Genomic DNA, 3640 nt, shown 5'->3' with positions numbered 1-3640 from the left:
GCTTCTGCAAGCGCGCGGCTACAAGGTGCGTCTGCGCAAGCTCGACCCCTATCTGAACGTCGATCCGGGCACGATGAGCCCCTATCAGCACGGCGAGGTCTTCGTGACCGACGACGGCGCCGAGACCGACCTGGACCTGGGCCACTATGAGAGGTTCACCGGGGTGTCGGCGGCCAAGTCCGACAATATCACCACCGGCCGGATCTATTCGACCATCCTGGAGAAGGAACGGCGCGGCGACTATCTGGGCGCGACCGTCCAGGTCATTCCCCACGTCACCGACCAGATCAAATCCTTCTGCCTGACCCCGGCCCTGACCGACGACGGCGAGGATGTGGACTTCGTCCTGGTCGAGATCGGCGGCACGGTCGGCGACATCGAGGGCCTGCCCTTCTTCGAGGCCATCCGCCAACTGGGCCAGGACTTGCCGCGCGGCCGCTCCTGCTTCGTCCATCTGACCCTGCTGCCCTTCATCAAGACGGCCGGCGAGATGAAGACCAAGCCGACCCAGCACTCGGTCAAGGAACTGCGCTCCATCGGCATCCAGCCCGACATCCTGCTGTGCCGTTGCGAATTCCCGATCCCGCCCGAGGAAAAGCGCAAGATCGGCCTGTTCTGCAATGTGCGCGAAAGCGGCGTGATTCAGGCCATGGACTCGGCCGACATCTACGCCGTGCCGCTGGATTATCACCGCGAAGGTCTGGACCGCGAAGTCCTGGCCCATTTCGGCATCGAGGACGCGCCCGAACCCGACCTGACGCGCTGGCAAGAGATCGCACGCCGTCGTCTGCACCCGGACGGCGAGGTCACCATCGCGGTGGTCGGAAAATATACCGTGCTGAAGGACGCCTATAAGTCCCTGATCGAGGCCCTGCACCACGGCGGCGTGGCCAATAACGTCAAGGTCAATATCGATTGGGTCGAGGCCGACACCTTCGAAGGCGATCCGGAAGCCTGCGAGGAGCGCCTGCAGGGCGCCCACGCCGTTCTGGTGCCCGGCGGCTTCGGCGAGCGCGGATCGGAAGGCAAGATCGAGGCGGCGCGGTTCGCCCGCGAGCGCAACATCCCCTATTTCGGCATCTGTTTCGGCATGCAGATGGCGGTGATCGAGGCGGCGCGAAACCTGGCCGGCTACGCCAAGGCCTCGTCGACCGAGTTCGGTCCGACCGCTGAGCCGGTTGTCGGCCTGATGACCGAATGGACCCAGGGCAATCAGCGGGTCCTGCGTCAGCAGGGCGGGGACCTGGGCGGCACCATGCGTCTGGGCGCCTATGACTCGACTCTGGCCGAAGGCTCCAAGATCGCCGAGATCTACGGGGCCACGGCCATCAGCGAACGGCATCGCCACCGCTACGAGGTCAATATCAACTATCGCGAGGCGATCGAGCAGAAGGCGGGCCTGGTGTTCGCCGGACTGTCGCCTGACGGGGTCCTGCCCGAGACGGTGGAGCGGCCCGATCATCCGTGGTTCATCGGCGTCCAGTATCACCCCGAGCTGAAGAGCCGGCCGTTCGCGCCCCACCCGTTGTTCGCCAGCTTCATCGGCGCCGCCATAGTGCAGAGCCGTCTGGTCTGATCAAACCCCGTTCACGGACCTGCGATTCCGTTGGATGTCAGTTTTGCAGTAAACTGCCTGGAACGGATCGAATCGGGATGATCCGACAGGATGGACCGTCGATGATCGGCGAGTTGCTCTATCATTTGCACCGACATTTTCGTCTGGTGCTGATCGTCGGCGGGCTGGGTCTCGTTTTCGGCGTGGCGGCGCTCGGCTATGAGGCCGTGCGACACATGGCCTCGCCGTCGGCCCGCCCGGCCGAAGCCGGACGGGCCTAAACCGTCAGTCGATCTTCAGGCGCATGAAGATCATTCCGCCGTCGGGATCGCCGCCGTAAACCGGCTCCAGCGCGCCCGGCACGCGGTTCACCGCATAGAGGGCGCCAAGGCCGAAGCGGACGCGGGGGGCGATCCGCCAGTCGCGCACGGCGCCCAGAGACGCTTTTCCGACGGTGTAGAGGTCGCCGTGGCCGCCGTGGTCGCCGGGGACCAGTTCGTCGGTCTCGATCCGTTCGGCGCGGGCGAAGACGGTCCAGCGGTCGTTCGGGTGGAGGGCGGATTCCAGCAGCCAGCCGTCCTTGGACTCGTCGTGACTATTGGTCTTGCGGCCCCAGGCCAGGGTCGAGGACCACCAGCCGGTTTCACCCAGCCGGCGGGTGTGGAGGGCGCTGGCGGACCATTTGGTCTCGTCCTCGTCCGGCTCCAGCTGTTCCGGGGCCGAGACGTCGGCGTAGGAGGCCTGGAAGGACCAGTCGGCCGTCGGATTCCACGAGCCCCGCACCGACCAGCTGTCCAGTTTCGGCGAGTCTACGCCCCAGCGTTCTTCGTCCGGTTCGCGCCCCTTGAAGGCCGAGGTCTCGATCTTGAACCGGTCGTGGGCCCAGCCCAGGGTGGTGACGCCGAAAACGATATGGGTCGAGTCCAGCCAGTGGTGGGTGATGGGCGCCTCGGGACTGTCCATGGCGCTCATCCGATGCATGAAGGCGGGCGGGCCGAAGGCGGGTTCGCCGGGCAGGCCGATGTAGCCGTAGAGGCTGTCCTTTTCTGACAGGCGTTTCGAATAGCTGGCCGACAGCTCCATGAAGAAGTCATGCGGGTGCTGGCGATCGACCAGGGGATCGACGCCGTTCGCCGTCTCGCCGGCCGCCAGCAGCAGGGGATAGCCGGACTTGCCCATCAGGGGGTCGGGGCTGAGCATGGCGCGCAGGTTCAGGGTCGAGCCGTCGTCGAAGTCGCGGCGGGCCGTGGTCATCAGCATGCCCGAGACGAAGGTCTTGTCGCCGCCGCGCGGCCCGGACTGGGTGTCATAGGTCAGGTTGAGCAGGGCGTGGGTCATCACCGTCCAGTCGCCCCGGACGGTGTGGATGCCGGCAAGTACGCCGGAGTCGGGCTGCCAGCTGGTGCCCGAGGCGTCCCGGCTGATGGGCCAGGCGCCGTAGGGGCTGGTCATGACGTGGGAGGCGGCCGGCATGTCGCCCATGTCGTGGCCAGCGTGAGGATCGGCGGCCGGTGCGGCCGAGTGGTGGGAATGGTCCTGCGCGCTTGCGGCCTGAGCGAGGGCGAGCAGGGAGACGCCGGCGAGGGCGCCGACGAGGATGCGGGGAGCCATGATGGCCTCCTGGAATGATCGTGACTGAAGGCGCCGCGAGCGGCGCAGGGGTTCAGGCGATCAGGAGGCGGGGCGGGCCGGGCTCGGGAGAGAGCAGGAGCCCGGCCGGGACGTTGAACAGCGGGGCGTTGAGGCGGGCCGGGGCGACGGTCGGGGCGGGATCTGAGGCGGGGTCGAGGTTCGGCGCCGCCACGCAGGCGACGCAGCAGGCCATCACCTTCATTGTTTTGCCTGGGGCTTTGACGGGTTGGTCAGGCGTCTGGTCCGGGGCGGCGTGGCCGGTCTCGTGGCAGGGCGCCGAGGCCGCAGCCGGCACTGCCGAGACGCCGACGGCGCCCAGAGTCAGCACCGCCAGGGCGCCGATCAGCAGCAGAAGGGACGAAACGATCTTCACGACGCCGAGGATAGGCGTTGCAACCCGGCGCCGCAATGTATCGCCCGTGTCATTCACCGCGAGGGTTTCTTGTCGACCAG

General features: G+C 67.0%; 4 protein-coding genes. 2 read left to right on the top strand and 2 right to left on the bottom strand.

The genetic code is table 11. The features are described 5' to 3' along the window. Positions 1-1576: CTP synthase (locus Q7J26_RS00420; RefSeq protein WP_304934561.1), on the top strand; the 1576-nt coding region annotated here is incomplete at its 5' end. A gap of 77 nt (positions 1577-1653) precedes the next feature. Next, complete coding sequence (locus Q7J26_RS00415) at positions 1654-1836, top strand: hypothetical protein (RefSeq protein WP_304934560.1); 183 nt, start codon at positions 1654-1656, stop codon at positions 1834-1836. A 4-nt stretch (positions 1837-1840) separates the two neighbouring features. Here the strand turns inward: Q7J26_RS00415 and Q7J26_RS00410 are convergent, their stop codons facing one another. Next, the gene (locus Q7J26_RS00410) at positions 1841-3166 is read right to left on the bottom strand and encodes a hypothetical protein (RefSeq protein WP_304934559.1); all 1326 of its coding nucleotides are present in this window, start codon (positions 3164-3166) and stop codon (positions 1841-1843) included. Between the two features lie 52 nt (positions 3167-3218). Further along, the coding region (locus Q7J26_RS00405; protein WP_304934558.1) for a hypothetical protein at positions 3219-3640 on the bottom strand (422 nt) is incomplete at its 5' end.

The sequence above is a fragment of the Brevundimonas sp. genome (assembly GCF_030656255.1).
In the GTDB taxonomy this organism is placed as follows: Bacteria; Pseudomonadota; Alphaproteobacteria; order Caulobacterales; family Caulobacteraceae; genus Brevundimonas.
Note: the sequence above shows the minus strand (reverse complement) of the source record. Positions and strands in the feature narration are given on the sequence as shown.